This is a genomic window from Microcystis aeruginosa NIES-843, assembly GCF_000010625.1.
In the GTDB taxonomy this organism is placed as follows: domain Bacteria; phylum Cyanobacteriota; class Cyanobacteriia; order Cyanobacteriales; family Microcystaceae; genus Microcystis; species Microcystis aeruginosa.
Map to the genome: position 1 here is coordinate 4,963,061 of NC_010296.1, position 23,094 is coordinate 4,986,154.

General features: G+C 42.4%; 21 protein-coding genes. 13 read left to right on the forward strand and 8 right to left on the reverse strand.

What is annotated here, in order from left to right; translation table 11 throughout:
• Nucleotides 1-263 precede the first annotated feature (263 nt).
• Nucleotides 264-458 (forward strand): photosystem II reaction center phosphoprotein PsbH, encoded by a 195-nt coding sequence (gene psbH, locus MAE_RS23465; RefSeq protein ID WP_002736544.1) that lies wholly within the window; start codon nt 264-266, stop codon nt 456-458.
• 104 nt (nt 459-562) lie between these two features.
• Complete coding sequence (locus MAE_RS23470) at nt 563-811, forward strand: TatA/E family twin arginine-targeting protein translocase (RefSeq protein WP_012267736.1); 249 nt, start codon at nt 563-565, stop codon at nt 809-811.
• Nucleotides 812-940: 129 nt separating this feature from the next.
• Here the strand turns inward: MAE_RS23470 and MAE_RS33610 are convergent, their stop codons facing one another.
• Nucleotides 941-1,102 carry a hypothetical protein gene (locus tag MAE_RS33610; protein ID WP_158303559.1) on the reverse strand — a complete coding sequence of 54 codons (162 nt, stop codon included), beginning with the start codon at nt 1,100-1,102 and terminating at the stop codon, nt 941-943.
• Between the two features lie 125 nt (nt 1,103-1,227).
• Here MAE_RS33610 and glgB point away from each other — a divergent pair, with 125 nt between their 5' ends.
• Nucleotides 1,228-3,507, forward strand: coding sequence for a 1,4-alpha-glucan branching enzyme (gene glgB / locus MAE_RS23475; protein WP_012267738.1), 2,280 nt, complete (start codon nt 1,228-1,230; stop codon nt 3,505-3,507).
• Nucleotides 3,508-3,842: 335 nt separating this feature from the next.
• On the opposite strand, the gene MAE_RS23480 is transcribed toward glgB, so the two are convergent.
• Nucleotides 3,843-4,244, reverse strand: a complete 402-nt coding sequence (locus MAE_RS23480) for a fasciclin domain-containing protein (RefSeq protein WP_002762406.1) — start codon at nt 4,242-4,244, stop codon at nt 3,843-3,845.
• 720 nt (nt 4,245-4,964) lie between these two features.
• Between MAE_RS23480 and MAE_RS23485 the strand changes: the two genes are divergently transcribed.
• The 4 genes from MAE_RS23485 (at nt 4,965) to MAE_RS23500 (ending at nt 11,085) form a co-directional block, all read left to right on the forward strand.
• Nucleotides 4,965-5,921 carry a ribonuclease Z gene (locus tag MAE_RS23485; protein WP_012267741.1) on the forward strand — a complete coding sequence of 319 codons (957 nt, stop codon included), beginning with the start codon at nt 4,965-4,967 and terminating at the stop codon, nt 5,919-5,921.
• Between the two features lie 2 nt (nt 5,922-5,923).
• Nucleotides 5,924-9,160: a tubulin-like doman-containing protein gene (locus MAE_RS23490; protein ID WP_012267742.1), complete on the forward strand. Its 3,237-nt coding sequence runs from the start codon at nt 5,924-5,926 to the stop codon at nt 9,158-9,160.
• 440 nt (nt 9,161-9,600) lie between these two features.
• A complete protein-coding gene (argF, locus tag MAE_RS23495; protein ID WP_012267744.1) occupies nt 9,601-10,527 on the forward strand; it encodes an ornithine carbamoyltransferase in 927 nt (308 codons plus the stop codon).
• A gap of 132 nt (nt 10,528-10,659) precedes the next feature.
• Nucleotides 10,660-11,085, forward strand: a complete 426-nt coding sequence (locus MAE_RS23500) for a hypothetical protein (protein ID WP_041804330.1) — start codon at nt 10,660-10,662, stop codon at nt 11,083-11,085.
• Between the two features lie 95 nt (nt 11,086-11,180).
• On the opposite strand, the gene MAE_RS34230 is transcribed toward MAE_RS23500, so the two are convergent.
• The 3 genes from MAE_RS34230 to MAE_RS23510 all read right to left on the reverse strand — a co-directional run bounded on the left by MAE_RS34230 (nt 11,181) and on the right by MAE_RS23510 (nt 14,344).
• Entirely contained in the window at nt 11,181-11,318 is a 138-nt protein-coding gene (locus MAE_RS34230) for a hypothetical protein (RefSeq protein ID WP_173351083.1), read from the reverse strand.
• 36 nt (nt 11,319-11,354) lie between these two features.
• Complete coding sequence (gene malQ, locus MAE_RS23505; protein WP_012267747.1) at nt 11,355-12,857, reverse strand: 4-alpha-glucanotransferase; 1,503 nt, start codon at nt 12,855-12,857, stop codon at nt 11,355-11,357.
• A gap of 362 nt (nt 12,858-13,219) precedes the next feature.
• On the reverse strand, nt 13,220-14,344 hold the full coding sequence (locus MAE_RS23510) for a hypothetical protein (RefSeq protein WP_012267748.1): 1,125 nt from the start codon (nt 14,342-14,344) through the stop codon (nt 13,220-13,222).
• A gap of 1,057 nt (nt 14,345-15,401) precedes the next feature.
• Between MAE_RS23510 and MAE_RS23515 the strand changes: the two genes are divergently transcribed.
• Nucleotides 15,402-15,677 (forward strand): hypothetical protein, encoded by a 276-nt coding sequence (locus tag MAE_RS23515; RefSeq protein WP_041804332.1) that lies wholly within the window; start codon nt 15,402-15,404, stop codon nt 15,675-15,677.
• Between the two features lie 235 nt (nt 15,678-15,912).
• On the opposite strand, the gene MAE_RS23520 is transcribed toward MAE_RS23515, so the two are convergent.
• Nucleotides 15,913-16,770 (reverse strand): IS5-like element ISMae4 family transposase, encoded by an 858-nt coding sequence (locus tag MAE_RS23520; RefSeq protein ID WP_012264419.1) that lies wholly within the window; start codon nt 16,768-16,770, stop codon nt 15,913-15,915.
• A gap of 161 nt (nt 16,771-16,931) precedes the next feature.
• Here MAE_RS23520 and MAE_RS23525 point away from each other — a divergent pair, with 161 nt between their 5' ends.
• Entirely contained in the window at nt 16,932-17,543 is a 612-nt protein-coding gene (locus MAE_RS23525) for an SPOR domain-containing protein (RefSeq protein WP_012267751.1), read from the forward strand.
• Between the two features lie 312 nt (nt 17,544-17,855).
• On the opposite strand, the gene MAE_RS33615 is transcribed toward MAE_RS23525, so the two are convergent.
• Entirely contained in the window at nt 17,856-18,026 is a 171-nt protein-coding gene (locus tag MAE_RS33615) for a hypothetical protein (RefSeq protein ID WP_012267752.1), read from the reverse strand.
• A gap of 166 nt (nt 18,027-18,192) precedes the next feature.
• On the opposite strand from MAE_RS33615, the gene MAE_RS23530 reads away from it, so the two are divergent.
• The 3 genes from MAE_RS23530 (at nt 18,193) to MAE_RS23540 (ending at nt 19,832) form a co-directional block, all read left to right on the forward strand.
• On the forward strand, nt 18,193-18,519 hold the full coding sequence (locus MAE_RS23530) for a DUF433 domain-containing protein (RefSeq protein WP_002762393.1): 327 nt from the start codon (nt 18,193-18,195) through the stop codon (nt 18,517-18,519).
• Nucleotides 18,516-18,767, forward strand: a complete 252-nt coding sequence (locus tag MAE_RS23535) for a DUF5615 family PIN-like protein (RefSeq protein WP_158303560.1) — start codon at nt 18,516-18,518, stop codon at nt 18,765-18,767. Before MAE_RS23530 ends, MAE_RS23535 begins: the two co-directional genes overlap by 4 nt.
• A gap of 162 nt (nt 18,768-18,929) precedes the next feature.
• Nucleotides 18,930-19,832 carry a hypothetical protein gene (locus MAE_RS23540; RefSeq protein WP_012267754.1) on the forward strand — a complete coding sequence of 301 codons (903 nt, stop codon included), beginning with the start codon at nt 18,930-18,932 and terminating at the stop codon, nt 19,830-19,832.
• 29 nt (nt 19,833-19,861) lie between these two features.
• On the opposite strand, the gene MAE_RS23545 is transcribed toward MAE_RS23540, so the two are convergent.
• Nucleotides 19,862-20,362: a sigma factor-like helix-turn-helix DNA-binding protein gene (locus tag MAE_RS23545; protein WP_041804334.1), complete on the reverse strand. Its 501-nt coding sequence runs from the start codon at nt 20,360-20,362 to the stop codon at nt 19,862-19,864.
• Nucleotides 20,363-20,546: 184 nt separating this feature from the next.
• On the opposite strand from MAE_RS23545, the gene MAE_RS23550 reads away from it, so the two are divergent.
• The gene (locus tag MAE_RS23550) at nt 20,547-22,784 is read left to right on the forward strand and encodes an FdhF/YdeP family oxidoreductase (protein WP_041804997.1); all 2,238 of its coding nucleotides are present in this window, start codon (nt 20,547-20,549) and stop codon (nt 22,782-22,784) included.
• Nucleotides 22,785-23,094: the final 310 nt, after the last annotated feature.

Sequence of the window (23,094 nt, forward strand, 5' to 3'; positions counted from 1 at the left end):
CCCCATCACCTCAACTCCCATCGACCATCTCCTAAATCCTGAGAAGATCACCAAACAATGTTAGAATAATTCCCGTACTGTAGGCGCTTGCAGATTCTTGTGGGCGTGGCAGGGCAGGCGAAAAACGATTCCGTTCGGAATTAGACCAAAAAAGCTCCACTGGAAACAGCAGTAGATTTTATCTCACTGGGTTGACCGGTTGGCACTTCGTCAAATTACGGATCAATACAAAATTATCATTTACAGATCTTTCTTGGTAACTTATGGCACAGCGTACACGCTTAGGTGAAATCCTTCGTCCCCTCAACTCGGAATATGGTAAAGTTTCTCCCGGTTGGGGAACTACCTTGCTGATGGGAGTTTTTATGGCTCTGTTTTTAGTCTTTTTGCTGATTATTTTACAGATCTACAACTCCTCCCTAATTTTAGAAGGATTTAATGTAGATTGGGGTCAGTAAGCAGATTCCAACAATCTCGTCGCCATTTTTGGCGGCAGAATTATCCCTCGGACTTTGGCAGGTGGGTTATTGCCCACCGCGAGTTTTTTATTAGGAGCAAAAAAATGAATATTTTTGGGATTGGATTACCGGAAATGGGGTTAATTCTCTTGATTGCCCTGCTAGTTTTCGGACCGAAAAAATTACCAGAAATCGGTCGCAGTTTAGGCAAAACGATTCGAGGATTTCAAGAAGCATCCAAGGAATTTGAAAGTGAATTTAAGCGAGAGGCCGAGCAGATTGAAGACTCGGTAAAAATCAAAGCTGAATTAGAGGAAAGTCAATCTCCTAGCGATCAAACTCGTTCCAGTTAAGAACCGTGTAGAGATAAAATGAAAGAAGATTGAGCGATAAATTTATAACCGATACTGGGGAAGATGTAAAATCGGGAATGACCAGAGCCGGATTAAATTGGCAGTTTTACCATAGACCTCTTGTAAAAATCAAAAATTGTTGTTAGGGTCAGGAGTCAGGAGCCGGTCGTCAGGAGACAGGAGACAGGAGATTATTTTATTTATTCTTCCCACTTCCCCACACCCCACACCCCACTTCCCCACACCCCACACCCTACACCCCACACCCCACACCCCACACCCTACCCCCACGAAAAACTTTTTCAGCAGACCCTAAGTAGGCAGAATATACCATCAGTTTGAGAATTCCCAGAAGGCAACAAAAAAATGACTATTTCCTTGCTATAAGTATTGTAGATGTCAAGAGTGGTAAATGAATGTCTATAGTGGTATCCCCCGAACAAGTCCATCAAATCGTCAACAACCTCCATCACGATCCCTTTGAGGTTTTGGGGGCCCATCCCCTAGAAGAAGAAGGAAAAGTCAATAAATGGGTTGTTAGAGCCTATTTACCGAAAACCACGGCCGCTTGGGTTATTTTACCGTCCCAAAGACAAGAATATCCCATGACGACCGCTTATCACCCCCATTTTTTCGAGTGCGTTATCGATATCAGTGAACTGAACAATTATCAATTACGCATCCACGAGGGGGAACAGGAACGGGTAATCTATGATTCCTATGCCTTCCGTTCTGCCAAACTGAGCGATTTTGATTTACACCTGTTTGGGGAGGGCAACCATCATCGCATTTATGAAAAATTAGGGGCGCATTTAGCCGAAATCGAGGGTATTAAAGGGGTTTATTTCGCAGTTTGGGCCCCTAATGCCCGCAACGTCTCGATTATTGGTGATTTCAATAACTGGGATGGTCGTGATCACCAAATGCGGAAACGTAATAATATGGTCTGGGAATTGTTTATCCCAGAAATCGGTGTTGGCACTAAATATAAATACGAGATCAAAAATTGGGAAGGTCATATTTACGAAAAATCTGATCCCTACGGTTTTGCCCAAGAAGTACGCCCGAAAACCGCCTCGATCGTGGCTAATTTAGATAGCTATACTTGGGATGATAGCGATTGGATGGAAAAACGCCGCCATAGCGATCCTTTAACTCAACCGGTTTCCGTTTACGAATTACACCTCGGTTCTTGGCTGCACGCTTCTAGTGCCGAACCCCCCCGTTTACTTTCTGGGGAAGGGGAAGCGGTTCCCGTGTCGGAATGGAACACTGGGGCGCGCTTTTTGAGTTACTACGAGTTAGCCCAAAAACTAATTCCCTACGTTAAAGAATTAGGTTACACCCATATCGAATTATTACCGATCGCCGAGCATCCTTTTGATGGTTCTTGGGGTTATCAAGTGACGGGTTATTTTGCCCCCACCAGTCGCTACGGCAATCCTGAAGATTTCATGTATTTTGTCGATCAATGTCACCAAAATGGCCTTGGTGTGCTAGTGGATTGGGTCCCCGGTCACTTCCCCAAAGATGGCCACGGGTTAGCTTTCTTTGATGGTACTCATCTTTACGAACACGGCGACCCGCGCAAAGGGGAACACAAGGAATGGGGAACCTTAATTTTTAACTACGGTCGCAACGAAGTCAGAAATTTCCTCGTCGCTAATGCTCTTTTTTGGTTCGATAAGTACCATATTGACGGCATTCGCGTGGACGCGGTGGCTTCTATGCTCTATCTCGATTATTGTCGTAAAGATGGGGAATGGGTGGCTAACGAGTACGGTGGCCGGGAAAATTTAGAGGCAGCGGAATTCCTGCGTCAAGTTAATCATGTAATTTTTAGCTATTTCCCCGGAATTCTCTCTATTGCCGAAGAATCCACCGCTTGGCCGATGGTGTCCTGGCCCACCTATATGGGCGGTTTAGGCTTTAATTTGAAGTGGAATATGGGCTGGATGCACGATATGCTCGATTATTTCGGCATGGATCCCTGGTTCCGTCAATTCCATCAAAATAATGTCACTTTTAGTATGTGGTATAACCACAGCGAGAATTATATGCTGGCTTTGTCCCACGATGAAGTGGTTCACGGCAAAAGTAATATGATTGGCAAAATGCCGGGGGATGAGTGGCAAAAATTCGCCAATGTCCGGGCATTATTTAGTTATATGTTTACCCACCCCGGCAAGAAAACCATGTTTATGAGCATGGAATTTGGCCAGTGGAGTGAGTGGAATGTTTGGGGTGATTTGGAGTGGGGTCTTTTGCAGTACGAACCCCATCAACAGCTAAAACGCTTTTTCTCAGATTTGAACGCCACCTATAAGAGTGAACCTGCTTTATATACCCAGGATTTTGGTCAGGATGGCTTTGAGTGGATCGACTGTAGTGATAATAGTCATAGTGTCGTTTCTTTCCTGCGCTGGAGCAAAAATTGGCAGGAGTTTCTGGTGGTGGTCTGTAATTTTACTCCCCAACCCCACAGCCATTATCGCGTTGGTGTACCCCATCCCGGTTTTTATCAGGAAATCTTTAACAGCGATGCGGGTAAATATGGCGGTAGTAATATGGGCAACCTCGGCGGTAAATGGTCGGAGGAATGGTCCTATCATAGCCGTCCCTACTCGATTGATCTCTGTTTACCACCTTTAGGGGTTTTAGTTCTCAAAATCAGTCCTAATGCTTCTGGGGAATAGGTAGGGTTTTTTCAGTGATCAGTAAACAGTAATCAGTGAACTGAAAACTAACATCTGATAACTGATAACTGAGCTGCCATTACTGAGTAACGCACAGAAAACGGGTTTCTCCGAGAAACCCGTTTTCTACTCATGTAATAGGCAAAAGGATCAATAGATAATCAGTCTTTAATAACAGAATTTAGTCTGAACAGGTACAGACAAGAAAGTGCAGAAAGTGGGCATTTTCCTCCGTCGATCATCGAACCCATAAACAAGCAAAAGTGTCTGTATATTTAGTCACTAAATAAGATAGATTTGCTCTGGATGCGGCCCGGGGAAAAGCCGGTCAAAAACTAACCCATCAGGATCACCGTGTCGATGACGTGGATCACGCCATTATCTGCCTCGATATTACCCGCGACCACCGTGGCATTTTTCACCTCAAAACCTTCGCTACAATCGACGGGAATCGGTGAACCCTCTAGAGAAGTCACTACAGCCAATTTTGCCAAATCTTCCTGCATATATTTGCCCGCAACGACGTGATAGGTGAGAATTCGGGTTAATTGGGGGATATTCTGCACTAGGGTTGTAATCGTCCCGGGGGGCAATTTGGCAAAAGCTTCATCGGTGGGGGCAAAAACCGTGAACGGGCCAGGACTTTTTAGGGCATCCACAAGATTAGCGGCTTGTACCGCCGTCACTAGAGTTTTAAAATTATCGGCACTGACCGCAATATCGACAATATCTGCCATAAACTTGACTCGATCCTGAAAAAAATCATCTATTTCAGATTTTAAACTTAATCTTGTCCCAAAGATCGTTCTAGGGAAGTAATGTGGGGTGTGGGGTGTAGGGTGTGGGGTGTAGGGTGTAGGGTGTGGGGAGTTTTCTCAGTGAACTGATAACTGATAACTGATAACTGATAACTGATAACTGATAACTGATAACTGATAACTGACTTCTAACCCCATGTTGGACAAAGATAAGCAAAAATTATTTATTGACTCCAAAAACTTGAGAATATTTAAATTAACATTCCGCAATATTTACAAATTCTTAAGAATTAATTGAGAAAGATTTTTATTTAACAACGATGTTATCATGGTTACAGCGATTTTGCTGAATTTCATGATGGGTTATTCTGTGCTTTTTTGGGTAGCAATGGTTGAAACCCTTGCCACACCTACAGGGTGATCCTAATTAAGACGGGTAAATCAGTCAATTTCACGGGCAACGATGATCTTTTTTTTGTGTAGTTTTATTGCAAAGAAAAAGTTTTTTTGACAAAAAGCACAAAGTATGATATGTCTGCCAAGGTATTTCTGGCTGCGAGTAATTATTGCAGAGTTAGGTCAAAATCAGGGGATTTGCTGTTTCCAAGTCAAGAAATACAGAAAAGCAGCAATTCGATCGAGAAACCGATAAAAACAGCCTAGACTAGAAAAAGAATCCTCTATCCTGACAGCTATCCTGTGGAGATTACTTTTTTAGGAACCAGTTCTGGGGTTCCCACTCGTTCCCGTAATGTCTCTAGTATCGCCCTTCGTTTGCCGCAACGGGCGGAAATATGGCTGTTTGACTGTGGAGAAGGAACTCAACACCAGTTACTGCGTAGCGACCTGAAAAGTTCCCAAATCCGACGCATTTTTATCACCCATATGCACGGGGATCATATCTTTGGTTTAATGGGATTGTTAGCCAGTATCGGATTAGCCGGTTCTGCTCAGGATATTGACATCTACGGACCCCCCGGACTAGGGGACTATCTGCGTGCTTGTGCTAAGTATTCCTATACTAATTTAGCCAATCGGGTGCGTGTCCATGCCATTTCCCCTGGCATACTCTACGAAGATGAAGAATTTACCGTCTCCTGTCAGCTATTAAAACATCGTATTCCCGCCCACGGTTATCGCATCGCCGAAAAAGACCGTCCTGGACGTTTTGATGTGGAAAAAGCCAACGCTTTAGGTATTCCCCCCGGACCAATTTACGGCAAGCTGAAAAAAGGGGAAACTGTCACCCTTCCCGATGGCAGCAAAATTCGCGGTCAGTCCCTCTGCGGAGAAACGGAAATCGGCCGTAAAATTGCCTATTGTACCGATACTATTTTCTGTGAAGGTTCGATCGAATTGGCACAGAATGCAGATGTGCTAATTCATGAGGCGACTTTTGCACACCAAGATGCCGGGTTAGCCTTTGAAAGTGTTCACTCCACTTCGACGATGGCAGCCCAAGTGGCCTTGGCAGCCCAGGTAAAATTGTTATTAATGACCCATTTTAGTCCCCGTTATCTACCGGGTAATTCTCTGGATATTTCCAATCTGTTAGAGGAAGCGCGGGCGATTTTTCCTAACACTAAATTAGCCTACGATTTCCTCACCTACGAAGTCCCCCGCAACCGTCAAGAAATGGCCTTAGGAGTTAAATAATTATGCCAGCAGCAGTAGAAGAAAAAAGCATGGTTCCCACGGTTTTAGTGGGTATTGGTGGCACGGGTAACGAAATTTTATCGCGATTGCGTCGCTTAATCGAGGAAAGTTATGGCAGTTTGAGCAATTTTCCGATTGTCAGTTTTTTGGTGGTTGACACGGATAAGGATTATAAAATCAGTAATCCTGAAGCTGCCGGCAGTGCTTTTAAAGATAACGAGAAACACTGGTCCCGGGTGAGTGGAAAACAGGTACAGGAGATGGTATCTGACATGGATAGATATCCCTGGATTAATAGTTGGTTTCCCCCGGAATTAGAGAGAAATATTACTTCCCTGGAAGCGGGAGCGGGACAAATTCGCGCCTGTGGCCGTTTTGCTTTATTTTGTAATTATCATGAGATCCAAAGGAAATTTCTGGACGCGGTGAGACGGGTAAAAGGACAAGAAAACTTTATGCTTGATCGCTATGGAATTAAAGTTAATAATACTGCTATTAATGTCTTTACTACGGGGTCTTTAAACGGTGGTACGGGTAGCGGAATGTTAATCGATATAGGCTACTGTATCCGTAATTGGTTGCGAGGGGAAAGTAGTCCTTTGAGTACGGCAATTGTTCCCACTCCTGAAGCATTTGCGGGGATTAGTGTCGGCGATCGAGTTTTGGCTAATGGTTACGCTGCCTTGATGGAATTAAATTACTTTTCTGACTACAGAACCGAATATCATCAACAGTTTAGCAGCGGTTTAGTCGATGAAGTTGTTAGTAAATTACCCCCCTTTGATTTTACCTATTTAGTGGGGACAAAAAACGGCGAAGGTGATTTTAAACTCGGTCAAATTCGGGAAATGATCGCCCAAAATATCTTCCTAGATATGACCTCTGATTTTGCACCCCATAAGCGTTCCATTAGAGATAATATTAAGGGTTCTTGGGCGCAAGCTGACCCTGGGGGTCGCGGTTATCCTAAGCAATTTATGAGTTTTGGGCTATCAACTATTGAAATTCCTATTGCCCAAATTCGGGCCTCTTTATCGGAACGTTTAGCCAAAGATTTAATTAATTGGTGGCTGAATGATTCCGTGATTTTACCCGCTCAAATGTTGGACTTAGTAAGAGGTGATATCCTCAAAAGAATGCGCTTGAGCGAAGTGGAATTAATTATGGATTTATGTGCCGACAAGGATCGCTCTTTAATTGCCATAATCTCCCAATGGACTAACGAAACTCGTCAGGAAATCAATCAAGATAATTGGCTATCCTGTACCAAACAGGGTGTTAATATTTTAGGTAATGAACAGGGAAAAATCCTGCAATTTATTAATGATTATTTAACGCCAAGAGTCGAGGAATTTAAACGCAATCATTTACTAGAATTAAGTCCCGATGAACGGCTGCACGGCGATTACCTGAAAAAGATTTATAGTAACCGGGATGAAATTATTCAACGGGGTAAAAAGTCCCTAGAAATGGAGTTTTATAATATCCTTGAAGATCGAAACCGTGGAGTAAAATTTGCCGAGAGTTTTATTGTTTCAGTACGACAAATCTTCACCGACATAGCAGAAAAATTCCGTCGCGATCAAGAACAGGTTTGGAGTCAAAACGAAAGTAAACGTCAACGAGAATATGATACAGCCTTAGCAGAAATTAATGATCTGAAAGATAAAATTCATATCTCGAAAAAAGATAAGATGGAAGAATATTGTGAACAAGCTTTAACGGGATTGGAAGGTCATTTAATGGCCAATATTCAACGAAAAACCAGAGGTGCAGGAGTAGAGGTTATTAATCGTTTACTGGAACATCTCAATCAATTAGAAAGCCGTTTTAATCGCTTTCGTCAGAAATTAATTCAAAGTCGCAATCTATTTAATCTCCAAGCTAATCAACAGATCGATAGTGCCGATGCTTTGTTGATTAATGGGATTAAATTATTTGACAGACAAGAATTAAATGGTCTTTATCAAGACTTTATCGAACAATTTGCCTCCGGGATTGTCGGCAGCAAAAATGCCTACGATACAGGTATGGATAACCTTTGTTTACCCCTCTCAGAAGAGATTTTAAAGCAATCTAGCCCCCTCTGGAAAGAAACGCGCCGCGCCGATGAAAATATGCGTTTATTTGACATCACCGAGATTGCCGATATTCGTCAAGGAGATTTTCAACAAGTTATCCTAAATCAAGCTAATCAACTCCTACAAAATGCTCCCGCTAGTAGTCAAATTCAGCAGGAATTAGCAGCTTGTGATCGCTTGTTAAAAATTTATAACAACGATGCCGAGATTATCAATAATCTTCGCATTGCCTACCAAAAATCGCGACCCCTAATTATGCTTAATCCTGCGGTTTTGCGGGGAAAAGATGCTGGTTTTACGCCCCAATTAAATCAAAATGTTGCCCTGATTGGAGGAAGAAATACCAGTAACCCAGCAGCCCAAAAAATTATTCCGAAACTGCGGGAATTTATTGCAAACGAAGACGATATTAAACCCTTGGGAGACGTGGAAAAACATCGTCTTGTCTTCGTGCAGGAAATTGGCGGTTTTTCCCTACGCTGTCTCGAGGGAATGAGAGAGTTGCGGCAATCCTATCAAGACTGGAAAGGAGAATTTATTCTCGCTAAACGCGCTCAACAAATGGGTGAAAATCGCGATTTACCCATCCCCGTGCATATCCAAAAGGAACCTCCTTTCTGGGATGTTTTTCCCGAAGATCCGAGTATTTATCAATTGGTGGTGACTGCCCGGGCTTTAAAAGTGCTTTTTCCAGAAGTCAATCGAGTCACTAATGAGAAAACAATTCGCTATGAAATTAAAACCGCAACGGGATTAAAAAAAGTCGATATCGCCACCAGTTGGGAAGATGCGGTACAGGTGTTAGAAGTAAAAGCTTGTCGCGAAGATAAGGAAAAAATTCAAAGTCAGGTGACAGCTAAGTTACAGGCTGCAGCCACCCCCGAGAAAAAACAAGCTTTGTATCGGACTTTCATTGAATATTTACAACAACGTTCCGAGGAGTTGACAGGAGGAAAAGATAGTACAGAATATAAACGGGAAGATGCAATTATTTTGCAGTTAATCGATAACTATAAGTTGGATAGCGGTGGAGAAATTCCTCTTTCTTCGGTGACGGAAGTGGTTAACCCAGCTTTAATTATCTGCGGTAATTGTGGACACAAAAACCCGCCCTCGTCTAATTTTTGTTCTAAGTGTGGGGCAAAATTAGTTAAGTAGAAATATAGATTTTGGGTTTGATCCCCCCTGCCCCCCTTGATAAGGGAGGTGCCGATAGGCGGGGGGATCTACCTTGATAAGGGGGGTGCCGATAGGCGGGGGGATCTACCTTGATAAGGGGGGTGCCGATAGGCGGGGGGATCCGCCTTGATAAGGGGGGTGCCGATAGGCGGGGGGATCCGCCTTGATAAGGGGGGTGCCGATAGGCGGGGGGATCCGCCTTGATAAGGGGGGAATCTGACAATTTTTAACACCTACCTAATTTAACAGATAATTTGGGGGTGTTAGCTGGACTAACATCCCCCACAATGAAAATTTTCGGGAAAAATTGCCTAATAGCGAAAAAACTGGATTATAATAAGGTCTTTACTCAAGATTTTTGCTAACCGCTAACTGCCATAAAACCCAATCAAGACCCCTGTTTATCGAGAGAAAAACCAATGGTAGCCACTTTAAAAGGACGAGATGTTTTAAGAATAACCGACATGAGTAGCGAAGAAATCAGCGCCCTACTCAATCTATCGGCACAGCTTAAAGCTGGCACTCTTAACCCTAGCTGCAAAAAAGTCTTAGGATTGCTATTTTATAAAGCTTCCACCAGGACCAGGGTTTCCTTTACCGTCGCCATGTACCAGTTAGGGGGACAGGTGATCGATCTTAATCCCAGTGTAACCCAAGTGGGGCGCGGGGAGCCCTTAGCCGATACAGCCCGGGTACTCGATCGCTATCTCGATATTCTCGCGGTTCGCACCTTTAAACAAGAGGATTTAGAAGCTTTTGCCAATTACTCGCGCATCCCGATTATCAACGCTTTAACGGATTTAGAACATCCCTGCCAGATATTAGCCGATTTACAGACTATCCAAGAGACTTTTCAGACTTTACGGGGAATTAACCTCACCTATGTGGGGGATGGTAATAATGTCGCTAATTCTCTCCTCTTGGGGGGCGCTTTGATGGGGTTAAATGTGCGAGTTGCCTCCCCCGCAAACTATCAACCAGATGGGGAAATTGTCGCCAGCGCCAAGGCTATTGGCGAGAAAACTGGTAGTAAAATCTTAATTACCGACGATCCCGTTACCGCAGTAAAAGACTCTCAGGTGGTCTATACTGATGTCTGGGCAAGTATGGGACAAGAAAGCCTCGCTGATGCCCGAATTCCCATTTTTCAGCCCTACCAAGTCAACGAACAGCTAATGAGTCACGCTGACAAAGACGCGATTATTCTCCATTGTTTACCTGCTCACCGGGGCGAAGAAATTACCGACGGGGCGATCGAGGGTGTACAATCAAAAGTCTGGGAACAAGCGGAAAATCGGATGCACGCCCAAAAAGCTTTAATGGTGAGTTTATTGGGATTAATCTAGCTGTAGATGCTCAGTTACCTAAAATAATTATTAAACCCGATCATCAATCATCCTAAGACCTGTCCGACACCAGAAGTTAACGCTAGGATTGATGGTAAGAGCAATAATCAGGGCAGCCTCCACACAAACTATATGTCAGACACCTCCGCAGTTAAAAAATATCTCGCCCATTGGTTTCAATTGGGAAAAAAAGTTATTTGTCCCAAAAACCAAGCTATGCTATTTCCGCTGCCAATTTTCAATGCTGATCGCTATTCGTCGGAGTTTGAAGATTGTTGGCAAAAAATGCTTGATCCTCAAAGTGGCGATTGTTACCTAGAAGGTACTCAACAAACTATCCAAGACTTACTTTCCCCTCAATGGGAATTTCACCCCTGCGCTCGTTGTACTATACCCGTACCAATTGAAGTGCTGGGCCAATCGGGTTTATCCTGTCCCTGCCATGATTTGAGTAATTGGCCCAATTTAGAATTACCCTTACCCCATTTACCTGTCAATAGTCGAGAAAATCTCGATCGCATCCGGCAAAGATTGCTAAAAAATTCTCACCCACATTAACCGGACAAAAAGAGACGTTAGGGGTAACGTCTCGAAAAAAGGGTTGAGATTTAGGGTCTGCTGAATAAATCTAAAAACCTTGTTGGATAAGACTTTTAGACTTTTTTTTCCTCAAAAAGTGCCAGCCGTTGCGGGGATCGGGGGGAAAATTCAGGTACTTTTTCCCTGAAAATTAGGTAATTGACTACCTCAAAATCGGTAAAACCCCACACCCCACACCCCACACCCCACACCCTGCCCCCAGGAAAAGCTTTTTCAGCAAACCCTATTTAACGATTTCTGCCAAAAAGATTGACTAAATCTCGCAATCTCTCGCTATATTCTCCGGTTAAAGCTTCCTGACGATAGCGCCATGACCAATTCCCTTCTGCGACACTGGGGGTATTCATACGCGCATCCGATCCTAAACCTAACACATCCTGTAACGGTACGATCGCCTGATTAGCCACGGAACTATAGGCCAGTCGAATCAGATCCCAAGCCACTCCCTGACCACTGGGAGCGCCAAGATATTGATAAAGTCGCGCTTTTTCGTAGTCATTGGCGTTATCTTGAAACCAGCCCACAGTAGTATTATTATCGTGAGTGCCGGTATAAATCACACAGTTGCGTTCGACGTTGAAAGGAAGATAGGGATTACCCGCATCACCCCCAAAAGCAAAGTGGAGAATCTTCATCCCGGGGAAGGCAAAGTGATCGCGAAAATCTAAGACTGCTTGGTCAATATCGCCCAAATCTTCGGCAATAATCGGCAATTTACCTAAACGAGCGCCAATAGTATTAAAGAGATCATAACCCGGGGCCTTCAGCCAACGACCATTAATAGCGTTTTCCTGGCCAAAAGCCACCGCCCAATAGGCTTCTAATCCGCGAAAATGATCGATACGGATAATATCGACTAGGGAAAGAACCGCTTTTAAACGGCGTACCCACCAGTCAAAGCCCGTATTTTTGAGATAATCCCAGTTATAAAGAGGATTTCCCCATAATTGCCCCGTTTCTGAGAAATAATCCGGGGGAACCCCCGCCACTTCCAAGGGATTACCGGTTTGGGGATCTAGTCGGAAAACCTGCGGATTTGCCCAAACATCAGCACTATTATGGGAGACATAAATGGGTATATCACCGATAATCTCGATACCGAGGGAGTTAGCATAGCGTTTTAAGGCTAACCACTGCTCAAAAAACTCAAATTGCAGGAATTTGTGCAGAAAAATCTCCTCTTGTAACTCCTGTTTCGGTGTTTCCAACGCTCCCCAATGACGTTCGCGAATTTCTGTCGGCCATTCCATCCATGTTTTACCCGGGTAAGCGTGGGATAAAGCCATAAATAGGGCGTAATCCTCTAACCAATCAGCATTGCCAGCACAAAAGCCGGCAAACTGTTTGTAAAGAATTGTGTCAGAACCCTTGACAAAATTGCTCGCCGCCTTTCTAAGTAGGGGAATTTTCCAAGCGATCAATTTATCAAAATCCACTTGATCGAGGGGAAAATCGGGAATATCCTCTAAATCTGCGTCACTAAGCAGGTTTTTTTCCCGAAGAAGATCGAGACTGATCAGGAGATGATTGCCAGCAATGGCACTAAAACTCATGTAGGGAGAGTTACCGTACCCTGTGGGGCCTAAAGGGAGAATTTGCCAGAGTTTTTGACCACTTTGAGCCAAAAAATCGATAAATTGATAGGCTTCCCTACCTAGTTCTCCAATCCCGTAACGGCCAGGATGACTGGTGGGATGAAGCAAAATACCGCTAGAACGGCTAAAAGCCATGAAAAAACCCCCTTATCAGTGATTCGGTTAGCAGTTATTAAGTGTTTAAAGCTGAATGCTCACTGCTATCTCCAAGCTAACCCGATCTCGATCGATAACGGCAATACTTAACAACTTTATTAGACCTATGGGACAAAATGAGGCATTACAGCCGTACATTAACAGATCGTCTTTCCAGTGAAAAGGATTCCTTCGGATCACGTTCCACGTTACCCCGGAGGAAAAACCGATCGCTTGTCAGTTATTGTGCCAATGATAGGGGCGCATCGTGGTCAGTGAGTTGATCGAACTGCGTGCGCCCAAAATGTAATATAGATATTTCGACCAAATTGAGATGCAGCCGCCGAAAATTCAAGAGCGATTCACTTACTGTCGGTAAGTCCTATTTCCTGTAACCTCCTCTTCAACCCAGACCGGTTACTGTACTGTTCGTAAATCTGGTTCAGGCGCTCTTGGAAAACGGGCAACCCGTTTTGATATTCGGCTAAATCTCTTAATTTGACCAACAATTTAACAGCCTCATCGTAGGATTTAGACTGGGCTTTCTGAATTAGGGACTCGACTTGCTGCCAAACTTGCGCTTCCCGTTTAGCTAAAGTTTGTAGTTCCTCAATTCGCTTGGCTTCCGCTTCTTGTTGTCGCCGTTTTTCTGCCTTTTTTTCTTCCTCAGAAGCAGCCTCAAGAAGTTCTTGAACCGTGCGTCGAGCCTGGTTAGAGGGGGGAGAAGTAGGGATTAATTGAGACAGCTTTTGTTTGAATTTAGCAGATAAATTATGTTCTCCTTTAGCCAGTCTTAATAGGAAATCTTGGCGTTCAGAAGCCGATAATTGGCTAATAGCTTGTTGCCAAGTTTGCTTAGAGATAGTTGTTAGTTTACCACTGGATGCACAAGCAACATTTAATAAGTGTTCGTCCAATTCAAAGATTTCTGTAAAAGCCTTTTGAGATGCAGAAAGTTGATTTAGTCCGGGGGGTAGAGGAGGTTCTAGTTGGGTCTTATCGATGTCTATATATCCCTCCGATAAGTCAATAGCTTTCAGCCAGGCTAAATATAATCCTCGATAGTCTTGCTGGAGAATTTCTTGGCGTAATCCTATCAATTCCGATAGAATCCCTTCTCCTTCTATCCAGTCATTAAAACCCTCTTCTTGACTAAATTCCCAATCTAAAATTGCCCAATCTCCCGCAAAAGATAAGCTGATATAATCATCAATACAGTAAAGTTCAATTGCTTCTCGGTTGATCAGGGATGTGGGAAAACGAAACATTAATTGCTGTGTTCCCCAGTTGGCGATGTAGTACATGATATCGAAATACCGAGCCAGCACCTGTTTGGGATCCCCCCGAAAATTGCCGTAACTATAGGTGAAACTGGCAGTCGTTGCCGTCGGTTTGACGCGGCTCGATAGCTCGCCTATGGCAGCCCTTTCCTCTTGGGTGAGGGGGCGATCGATAGCTTGGAATTCGTAATATTGGTATTCGCTCATGGTGTGCAACCTATCTCAAGGTTTATGATCGATATGCTGATAATTGATAATTGTACGGGGATAGTTAGGGTTTGCTGAATAAATCTAAAAACCTTGTTGACCCACTTTCCGCATTTCTTAACATTCAATTGATGATTTTTACTAATATATTGCTTAAAACCCATTGCCAGTAAAGATTATAGCTACAATGATAAGTAGGTAAGGTAGGCGTTAAAAATTATCAGATGCCCCCCTTATTAAGGGGGGATTAAGGGGGGATCCCCCCGCCTATCGGCACCCCCCTTATCAAGGGGGGCAGGGGGGATCGAACCTAAAATCCATTTTTAATTTAATTATAACCAGCTACTTAGATTTTTATCAAGGTGAAGAATTGTAATTTTTTTTCTCAGAAAAAATCAATTATTGAAACTGTTCTCAATAGTAGTTTCTACAATGAAGGTTTCTCGTCAAAACATCTTGGGGAATGTAAAAATATATAAAAGTATATGAAGATGTGCGGAATGTCGGCCTATAACTAAAGATAAATTCGACAGGACGGGCGATCTCGGATGTATTAGGAATGGCAAGAATGGGCAAATCGCCCGATCTTTACCGATAAGGAAAAAGTTCGGGTGATCGATCGGTAATTTCCCCGCATCGGTCTTTGCAAGAAATCTAATCTATTCCTTTGGATAGTGGCACGGTCAAAATCGATAAGATGACAATTTCTTTTGTTAAGCACTTTAGCGATCGCTGGATATTTGTACGATTCATTGTCGGCTAATCGTTAAATTTTGTGAAAAAAACCTCATTGGTTGAGATTATCGGAGATAGAATCAGAATAGTTGAATAAGGGGGAAATAATTAGAGCCTTTTGGCATGGTTTCTCGATAGAAAATTCTGTAGATAAAAAAGCACTGGGTCTGCTTTTCCCGACTATTACCGGAAGATCGGTTTGGCGGGTACGGCGGTGGCGTGTTTTTGAATTTAAAGTGTGATCGCTGTTCTTAGGGAGCAGTATGCTGTGGGGATGATGACGGCGAAGATTGTTCAGCTGAATCTGGAGGCATTTTAAGCAATGACAGACAATAATAAAAGAGATTGGTTCAAAATATTCGATGTTTCCGCAAATGTTTTGGGTACTATTGGTACTATAGCAATTGCAGCAATTGGTTTTTGGTTTACTTACTCTTATAACCAAAGCCAACAGGAGCTTGACCGAAACAAAGCTCTAACATCGTTAATAACATTTCTTGATGAGACAGAAACAGCAGAACCACAAAGAAAAACAGCTTACAACATTCTAATAAGATTAGGATATGAAAAAGATTTTAGGAACTTAGCAGTTGAGTAGAACTCTTGCAAATTAATTATATGTTATAATGATGGGTTAACTAATTTTCCCCAAAAAATTAGTTAACCAGTACATTTGTCCTGAATGAAAACTTGAAGTTTAACTTTTAACTCAAAACTCTTTAGAGCTGCTTTAATTTGGTTATCAAAACCTCTTTATTTAAGCGGCACAAACTATCTCAATTATAAAAATTGAGAATAAATTCTCCTTGACTTGATTAATCTTTAGGCAACTTTTAAGAAGCTGCTATACCTATCCCTAACTCACAGTTATAAATAGCCGCCAACAAGTTAACTCTTAAACTATATCTTCGACGACGATTCCGATATTTACAGGATAAGATTTTAAAGATTTTGAGTTTCCTATTTATAGGTTCAATGATAATCCTTTCTTTGGCTAAAGCCTTGTTATACTCTTTTTCTAACTCTGTTAATTTTCTATTTTTCGATTTCTTTTTCGGTGTATAACTATTACTATGGTATGCAGCTATTCCCTGATAACCACTGTCTTCTATGCTGGTAGTTAAAGGATGAAAACGAACTCGACTTTTTTTAAATAAACTAAAATCATGACCTCTACCTTTCCCACAAAAGACACAGATAATTTCCTTTGTATTTTGATCAGCTACTAATTGGGATTTTAAAGTATGATAACCTCTTTTACCCCCCAAAAAATCTTTCTGTTTCTTTTGGGGGCGTTCAATGGGAGTTTCCGTTACATCCATTACCGTTATGACCGGTATCTCTGCTTGATTGAGTAAAGCTTTTTTTCCTTTTAAACGGAAGTTTCCCGATTGTAAAAGCATTTTTTCCGTCTTATTTACAATCCGACATATAGTTGATTCTGATAGTTCCCAGCTTGTACCAATGTGAAAATATGTTCTATATTCTCGCCAATATTCTAACGTTACTAAAACTTGTTCTTCTATAGATAGTTTAGGTTTCGGTCCCCTTTTAGATGGTGAATTAGAGTCGGCTTCAACACTTTTTACTGATTCTACCATCTTTCTATAGGTTTGTTTATACACACCGAAACGGCGTTTGAATTGTTCATCTGATAAGTTTTGATAATCCATAATTTTGCTAATAAACATAGCAAAATTATAGATGATTTCCTGACCTAAGATCACATTTTATTCTTTTTTCCACTTCAATCTAAGAATTGAGAAAAAAGCAAAACCTTATATTATACCATAAAAAAATTATGCAAGAGGTCTAGTATCCAAATCGTCTAGCAACCCAAAAGCTGATAGAGTTGGCAGCAGAGAAAAAAGAGACAAGAAAACAAAAACAAACCAAAGAATCGCCTCAAGAAAATATAATATCTCTTGAAGATATTCAAATAACTCTTGATGACTTTATTACAAAATATTCAGAATCAATAAAAAGAAATGAGACAGAAAAACAAAAAGGATTAAGAGAATCTGTTCTTGCTATTGACGCTCACGCTCAAAAAGTTTACCCAGAATTAGCCGATAAAGCTGATGCGCTATTGAGTGAACCAGTGGTTAAACCAGAATCAGAAGAAAAGTTAGGGGATTTGTGGGTGGTTAAACCAGAATCAGAAGAAAAGTTAGGGGATTTGTGGGCTGTTATTTTCGGGAGCTATAGGTCGAAGGAAATTCCAGAAAAAGACATCAAAAAACTAGAGGCAACATTAGGGAAGGAGAGCTTAGGTATTAGAGTATATCAGCGTGACGGAAAATATAGACTTGTTTCGGTGTACAGAGATCAGGCAACAGCCAGAAATGCTCTCGATAAAGCCCAAAAGGAGAGACCAAGTTCCTATCTTAGAAATTTAGAGGATTGGTGTAACCAGAAGAAGTGTACTCCCATCCCCCCTAAACGAGACGATACTAATAATTAACCCCTCCCAGCGTGCATCTATACCCCGAACTTGCCCAACCTGCTCCCACTAGGACTCGCCCTCCCCAACCTGAAAGTATATTACTCTTTTCTTCTTTTCTGGGAGAGGGATTGGGGTTGAGGGCAATTAACCATCTCTGCCATTACTTTTGAAAAATGGCATTAGAGAGCGTTAGGCAGGGACAGTGACCGCCGAAATCAGCAAAGACCGTTCAATTCCCCCAAAACAGCCTGATGTTTCTGCCGCGCTGACCTTTCCTCGGTCGATGTGCGCTGGTTGCCGATAGTCGATAGGTGGATTTCGATAATCTCGTCAATTCTTTCGCTCGATGGCATCGAGTTCCCGACATATTTCGGCGGCCAGCCGATAATCCAGACTTCCCGTTAAAGTAGCTCCGTCATAGTGGCTGCCAGCATAGCAGCCGGGGTTATGGCCGCGGGGCAGTTTATCCCGGTTAAAAGTTTGAAAACAAGGGAAGCACAAGGTAAACTAATTATGATAAAACATTAATATAGAGGTTCTCACACCTGTATGGCACAGTTAAACCTTTGCTGATTAAGCTTTTTAACATTGATAATGTACCTCCTGCGAACAGGAAATACTATAAATAAGCGGTAAAAATGAAATAAAATTAAGGGGAAAATTAATTATGCAACTAGAAGATTATTTCTTATTTATCTCCGAAGATGATATTAGAATCAAAGGTCATCGGCTCGGAATTGACAACGTACTCTTTTATTTCTTGGAAGGCTATACCCCAGAAGAAATAAATGCTATCTATCCCGATCTAAGTTTAGAGAAAATCTACGCAACTATTACTTATTATTTACAGAATCGGCAAAAAATTGATGCCTATTTATTGCGCCTCCAGAATTGGCGAGAGACTCGCTACCATGAAGCACTGAAAAATCCTTCGCCTCAACGAGAAAAGATGAGAAGAATTAAACAGCAAAGGCAAGATTCTGTCAAGGTATGAAAATCAAGTTTTTACTCGATGAAACCTTATCCCCCCGCTTGAAAGTCGCTGTCTTAAGGTTAAATCCAGAGATAGATATTTTACGCATTGGAGAGCCGAATACACCACCGTTAGGAACTCTTGACCCTGATGTTTTACAGTATTTAGGATTATCTCAACGACTCTTGGTGACAGATAATCGTACCAGTATGACTGAACATTTAGAAGAATATTGGCAAAAAAATCAACAAATCTGGGGACTGTTTTAGATACGTCCCACAACAACAACGGGAAAACTAGCCGAAGAATTAATTATGATTTGGGAAACTACCGAAGCAGAAGAATGGATCGATATTGTCGATTGGATTCCTTTTTAATTAATGATATAATAAAATTATTACCGTCCTTTTTATGCTTGATTATTAATTTGAATGACTCGCCAAATTCATGACCAATTTGCTAAGGAATATCTGGAGGAATTACTAACACCTCTAGGGACGATTAAAAAGAGTAAGAAAGTCAAAAGTGAGGTTCAAGAAATCGATGTCTGGTTTGAACCATTTAGCTCACCTCCTCCCACTGAGTTACCTTTAGGATTACTTGGAAAAATGGCGGCTACTTCCTGTTTGTTTGAACCTTTCCGCAATCCCCCGACCGAGGTAGAGATTCGCAGTTGTTTGTCAAAGTTATACACGGTTCATGGGGATGTCTTGAGAAAAGCGAAACGGTCAAACAAAACTCTGACGGTCGCAGAATTGCCTTTCTTATGGATTCTAACGCCCACCTTTTCAGCTAGAATGATTGAAGATTTCGGGACTCACAGCGATGAGAGTAATTGGTTAACAGGGGTTTACTTTTTAGCGAAGTCTCTCAAAGCGGGCATCATTGTCATTCATCAATTACCAGTAAATGAAGACACCTTATGGTTGAGGGTATTAGGTAAAGGAGGGACACAGAAACGAGCAGTTGAAGAGTTAGTTGAACTGCCAGAACGCAATCCTTTTCGAGAGAATTTATTAGAAATTCTGGCCAACTGGCGCAAGAACTTAGAGTTGAGAGATAATTTAAGTACCGAAGAACAGGAGGACATCATGAACTTATCACCAGCTTATTTACAACAAAGGGAAGAGTGGAAGCAAGAAGGGATACAACAAGGTAGTTTAGAAGAACGGTATTCCCTGATAACCAGTCTTCTGGAAGGACGCTTTGGCCCCCTAGATTCGGAATTATTCAGTCTAGTAGAAAAGATGGCCCAACTTCCCATCTCGGAACGCACCGCTTTACTTCTTTCTTTAGCGAATTTATCCCGCGAGGAATTGTTGGAAAGATTGTAAATTTCGTTTCTCGCTCTTCTTACAGTCGTTCAACGATAATTGTTTTCCTTTTGTTTTTGCCGATAAGCTTCAAATTCGGGGTTACTGGCAAGAATTTGACGAACGCGCTCGCGACTTATGCCGTATTTATCCCCTATTTGCTGATAGCTTAATCCTTGTCTATGGAGTTCTAAAAAATCGTAGCTTTTTTGCAGTTTTTCCTTTCTCTGTGCATCCCGTCTTGGGGTTGGACTCTTATCGCTAAGGTGTCCTACTATTTCCCTTCCCAACTCAGTCAAAGAATATTGAGAATCGTGGAAACTAACCAATCCTTGTTTTTCCAATTCTTTAAGTATTTTATGTACTCTGGTTAAATTATGAGCAGTTGTTGCCAATTGCCGAGATGGTTCCGAAAGTATCCGAATTGCCGAATCGATCTCAATCGGATAATCTAACATCCCTTTCAGAATCTGTTTCTGTTTTGCTTGGAGATTAGCGATCATCTCCTCTAAATGTTGAAAGTCTTCATTTTTATCCATCGGAATTATCATTTTAATAGACCTCTCCCTAGTTTGATAAAATCACAATCAGGGGATATTGTCAACAACTAACCGTAGCTTACCCAGTCGTTTATGCATTGCTGATGCACTTTTTAAAAAATGGTGATAAACTCAACTGTACTGGGTACACTCTCCCTATCGGATGAATTTGAGAAAAAATCGAGAGAAAAAAACGATGAACGAACGAGAAACATCCAACAAAATTGAGGCGGGCGGGGGTTTTCCCGTATTGCAATATTGGGCAGAAAAAACTCTCTCTCCTCAAGGGGTTAAACTCTGGCAAACCTTGAATCATAAAAGTGCCTGTTTAGCTTGCGCTTGGGGAACGGGAGGACAAAAGGGCGGTTTTGTCAACGAAGCGGGGGAAAGTCTGCAACGTTGTCTCAAAAGTGTCGAGGCAGTTACTTCCGAATTAATGCCAGGTATTAAAACTGATTTTTTTCAGACCTATCATCTCGCTCAATTACAGTCCTTAACCTCCCTAGAATGCGATCGCTTGGGTCGTTTTAGTTATCCCGTCCTCTTAAAAGCCGGAGAAAGTCACTATCAACGTATTAGCTGGGAAGAAGTTTATCGATTAGCTGAACAAGCTTTTCATCAACCGTCCGAGACCATTGCCTCCTATAGTTCGGGACGTTCTTCTAATGAAGCCGCCTATCTCTTACAATTGTTTTTCCGGGCATTAGGAAGTAATAATTTAGCCGATTGTTCCGATCTCTGTCATGCCGCCTCGACCGTAGGCTTAAAACAGGTTTTCGGAACCGGAACTTCGATGGTCAGTCTGGAAAGTTTAAAACAAGCCGATTGTGTGGTGTTAATCGGTTCTAACGCTCCGGCTAATCATCCTCGCCTGATGAATGAATTAATTCAAATTCGTGATCGCGGCGGTAAAATTATTATTATTAACCCGCAAATTGAAGTCGGATTGGTCAAATTCTCCTCACCCGCTTTTCCGATTAAATCTTTATTGCGGGGCGGTTCCGATATTTCTACTCTCTACCTACAGCCGATTCCGGGTAGCGATACCGCCCTATTCGTCGGATTACAAAAATCTTTAATTGAACAAAATTTAGTGCGGTGGGATTATCTCAAATCCCGTACAGAAAATTGGCAATCTGTTATAGATTATGCCCGACAAACACCATGGGAAACCATTACTAAAACCTGCGGTTTGTCCCGAGAAGAAATTGAAGCAACCGCCGCCCTTTTCGGCAATTTAGAGCGTGTGGTTTTCGCTTGGGCGATGGGGGTTACACAACAGGAAAATGGGGTAGATAATATTATCAGTATTGCCAATACCGCTTTAATGACGGGAAATGCTGGCAAAATCGGAGCCGGAACCATGCCAATCAGAGGTCATTCTAATGTACAGGGCTTCGGTTCTATGGGCGTTACGGTGAGATTACGTCAGGAAATCGCCGAGGCACTTGCTCAACTTTTAGGAAAGCCATTAAATATAACCGGCGGTTATGATACCAGGGCATTAATTGAAGCTGCCGAACGGGGAAAAATTAACACTCTTTTCTGTTTGGGAGGTAATCTTTATGGAGCAAATCCAGATTTAACTCAAGCCAAAAAAGCCTTAGCTCAAATTGATACGATTTTTTATGTAGCTACTAAGCCAAATTTAGGACATTTTCAGGGATTAGCCCGACAAAATACGGTAATTTTACCCGTCTTCGCTCGTTTTGAAAATCCTCACCCGACAACCACCGAATCGGGCAATAATTTTGTCCGTTTTAACGAGCGGGGAAGCAGTCATCTACAGGGTTCCCATGTGGATATCATCTCGGAAGTAGAACTGTTAACAAATATTGCCGTCAAGGTTTTAGGCACAAACCCGATTGATTGGTCGAGATTACACGATACCGCCTATATTCGTCAGTTAATCGCCAAAACGATTCCGGGTTATGAAAAGATCGGGCAATTAGATCAAACCCAAACAGAATTTACCATTAGCGGACGGATTTTTACCGAACCCCATTTTCCAACATCGACCGGAAAAGCGCAAATGTCTGTCACGCTTTTACCCACTTTAAAAGCACCGCAAAAGCAAGATTTCAATCAACCAGAAAATGCACCCGGAATTGCTCTGATTCTCGGAACAGGACGCAGTTATGGACAACATAATACCGTCGTTTATCAAGTGGGCGATAAATATCGGGGAATGCCTCACCGTCATTGTTTATTGATCAACGCCGAAGATGCCAAAAAAGCGGGCTTTCAAGAACATCAACGAGTCACCGTTCAAGGAGATGCCGGCAAATTAGAAAATATCGAACTTATTTTCGGTCCGATTCGCGAAGGTGTTGGCTTTATGTTCTATCCCGAAGCCAATGTTTTATTCAAGGCTAAAATCGACCCTCGCTGTGGAACCCCCGCTTATAAACGAGTTCCCGTCTGGGTTTTTTAGTTATCAACTCCTCTGATTTTCTTTTTTGGAAATAATGAAATAGGGTTAAGCAGGTAGGCGTTAAAAATTATCAGACACCCCCCTTATCAAGGGGGGCAGGGGGGATCCCCCCGCCTATCGGCACCCCCCTTATCAAGGGGGGCAGGGGGGATCCCCCCGCCTATCGGCACCCCCCTTATTAAGGGAGGCAGGGGGGATCCCCCCGCCTATCGGCACCCCCCTTATTAAGCTATCCATTAGTCGGATCTTTCTTAACAAAAAGAGAAGAAACTTAAAAAAAGGGGAAACGATTGATAGGTATAGTTTTGAA

Bases quoted from the DNA above. Each gene is read 5' to 3' on its own strand.
- psbH (WP_002736544.1), top strand. From the start codon at position 264: ATGGCACAGCGTACACGCTTAGGTGAAATCCTTCGTCCCCTCAACTCG.
- MAE_RS23470 (WP_012267736.1), top strand. From the start codon at position 563: ATGAATATTTTTGGGATTGGATTACCGGAAATGGGGTTAATTCTCTTG.
- glgB (WP_012267738.1), top strand. From the start codon at position 1,228: ATGTCTATAGTGGTATCCCCCGAACAAGTCCATCAAATCGTCAACAAC.
- MAE_RS23480 (WP_002762406.1), bottom strand. From the start codon at position 4,244: ATGGCAGATATTGTCGATATTGCGGTCAGTGCCGATAATTTTAAAACT.
- MAE_RS23490 (WP_012267742.1), top strand. From the start codon at position 5,924: ATGCCAGCAGCAGTAGAAGAAAAAAGCATGGTTCCCACGGTTTTAGTG.
- argF (WP_012267744.1), top strand. From the start codon at position 9,601: ATGGTAGCCACTTTAAAAGGACGAGATGTTTTAAGAATAACCGACATG.
- MAE_RS23500 (WP_041804330.1), top strand. From the start codon at position 10,660: ATGTCAGACACCTCCGCAGTTAAAAAATATCTCGCCCATTGGTTTCAA.
- malQ (WP_012267747.1), bottom strand. From the start codon at position 12,857: ATGGCTTTTAGCCGTTCTAGCGGTATTTTGCTTCATCCCACCAGTCAT.
- MAE_RS23510 (WP_012267748.1), bottom strand. From the start codon at position 14,344: ATGAGCGAATACCAATATTACGAATTCCAAGCTATCGATCGCCCCCTC.
- MAE_RS23515 (WP_041804332.1), top strand. From the start codon at position 15,402: ATGACAGACAATAATAAAAGAGATTGGTTCAAAATATTCGATGTTTCC.
- MAE_RS23520 (WP_012264419.1), bottom strand. From the start codon at position 16,770: ATGTTTATTAGCAAAATTATGGATTATCAAAACTTATCAGATGAACAA.
- MAE_RS23530 (WP_002762393.1), top strand. From the start codon at position 18,193: ATGCAACTAGAAGATTATTTCTTATTTATCTCCGAAGATGATATTAGA.
- MAE_RS23535 (WP_158303560.1), top strand. From the start codon at position 18,516: ATGAAAATCAAGTTTTTACTCGATGAAACCTTATCCCCCCGCTTGAAA.
- MAE_RS23540 (WP_012267754.1), top strand. From the start codon at position 18,930: ATGACTCGCCAAATTCATGACCAATTTGCTAAGGAATATCTGGAGGAA.
- MAE_RS23545 (WP_041804334.1), bottom strand. From the start codon at position 20,362: ATGATAATTCCGATGGATAAAAATGAAGACTTTCAACATTTAGAGGAG.
- MAE_RS23550 (WP_041804997.1), top strand. From the start codon at position 20,547: ATGAACGAACGAGAAACATCCAACAAAATTGAGGCGGGCGGGGGTTTT.